Here is a 1,952-nt window from a genome sequence, read left to right on the forward strand (position 1 = left end):
GGGGCGGACCTCCGGCTCCTTGGCCAGGCAGCGCTGGAGCAGCGGCAGCAGCCCCGCGGGCACGCCGGACAGGTCCGCCTCGCCGTAGCGAACCCGGTACAGCAGGTCCGCGGCCTGGCCGCCGCCGAAGGGGCCGTGGCCCGTACAGGCGAAGACCAGCACGCCGGCCAGCGCGAACACGTCGCCGACCGGGGTGTGTTCGACACCGGACGCCTGCTCGGGCGACATGAACGCGGGCGTGCCCGCGGCCGTGCCGGTACGGGTCAGGTGGTCGTCGCCCGCCGCGCGGGCGATGCCGAAGTCGATGACCTTGGGGCCCGACGACGTCAGCAGGATGTTCGACGGCTTGAGGTCGCGGTGGACGACGCCGGAGCGGTGCAACTGCCCCAGCGCCTCGCAGAGCGCGGCGCCCAGCGCCCGCGTCGTGGTCTCGGGCAGCGGTCCCGACACCGCCACCGCCTCGTCCAGCGGCGGGCCGAGCACGTACTCGGTGGCCAGCCACGGCGTCTCCGCCAGCGGGTCGGCGTCGACCACCTCGGCGCCGTAGTGGTCGCCGATGACGCGGGCGGCGTCGGTCTCCAGCCGGAAGCGGGTGCGGGACTCGGCGCCCGTGGTGCCGGCTTCGCCGCTGACGAGGTCGGCGTGCATGGTCTTCAGCGCCACGGTGCGCCCGCCCGCGGAGCGGGCGAGGTAGACGGTGCCCATGCCGCCGCTGCCGAGGCGGGCGACCAGCCGGTACGGGCCCAGCTGCTGCGGATCGTCGTGCGTGAGGGGCGTAGCCATGGGATCAGTCCACCGGGAGTGCGTAGAGGGCGTCCTTGGACCTGACGAGGGCGATGCCGTCGTCAGCGGCGAGCACCCGGCCGGAGATGCCGGGGCCGTCGTCGGAGGCCGAGCCGGCCTCGCTGACCGTCGCGAACCGCCACAGCGGAGCGCCGTCGCCGGTGCGGAACGCCTGCACCTCGGCGTCGTTGCTGTAGAAGAGGGTGCCGCCGGTGCCGCTGAGGACGACGTCGGTGACGTCGAACTTGCCGCCGGAGTACACCGGAGTGCGCCACACCGGCTTGCCGTTCCGCACCGAAAGCGCCGTCACCTGGGCACCCTGCGTGCCGTACAGCACGCGCGAGCGGGCGTCGGTCAGCTCCGCGAAGAAGTGGTCCTTCATCGGGTGCTCCCACACCTTCTTGGCGCCGCGCAACTCGAACCCCCGCAGCTTGTCGCCCTCGTTCTTCGGGCTGACGAGCATCCCCGTGTCGGTCGCGAAGGTGCTGGGGCCGTCGTAGTCCTCGATCCCCTCGAACTTCTGCTCCCACGCCTTGTCGCCGGTGCGCCGGTCGAGGGCGAGGTAGGTGAAGTCGAAGCCGGAGGTGGGGGCGCTGGGGATGAGCAGTTCGCGGCCGCGGACCTTCATCGTCTCGCCGTCGCTGAGCGGGTTGTCGCTCAGGTCGCCGTAGCCCTCGGGCAGCGGCTTGTTCCACACTTCCTCGCCCTTGCGGGTGTCGTACGCCACCATGGCGAACTTCTCCAGGTCCTCACCCACCGTGGCCAGGAAGTAGACGATCCCGTCGGCGGCGCCCGCGGCCTCCTGGAAGGACAGCTTGCTGCCCAGCGAGTACTCCTCGATGGCGCCCTTCGACTTGCCCCCGGCCAGCTCGACGACCTCCATGCCGCCCATCGACGGGATGACGAGCGCCCGGCCGCGGCCGAGGTCGATCAGGCTCCCGTCCGCGAACACGTCGGACTCCCACGCCTTCTTGCCGGTGCGCACGTTGACGGCGGTGAGCGCGCCCATCGTCTCCACGACGGCGATCCTGCCGATGAGGCTGACCGCCCTGGCCTCCTGGCCCTGCAGCGAGTAGTGCCACAGCGGCTTCGGCGCGGCGCCCTTCGCGGGGGTGGTGCGGTGGACCGGCGGATCCTCTTCGGTCGCACGGCGGTACGCGTAGACGCCG

2 protein-coding genes are annotated in these 1,952 nt (G+C 72.3%); both read right to left on the bottom strand.

All coding sequences use genetic code 11. The features are described from left to right. Positions 1-783 (bottom strand): serine/threonine-protein kinase (locus H5J30_RS30060; RefSeq protein WP_181790538.1); only part of this gene is annotated, 783 nt, incomplete at its 3' end. A gap of 4 nt (positions 784-787) precedes the next feature. Continuing rightward, positions 788-1,952, bottom strand: a 1,165-nt coding sequence (locus tag H5J30_RS30065; RefSeq protein WP_181790540.1) for an outer membrane protein assembly factor BamB family protein, incomplete at its 5' end; no start/stop codon positions are given.

The organism is Streptomyces phytophilus, from assembly GCF_013870535.1.
In the GTDB taxonomy this organism is placed as follows: domain Bacteria; phylum Actinomycetota; class Actinomycetes; order Streptomycetales; family Streptomycetaceae; genus Streptomyces; species Streptomyces phytophilus.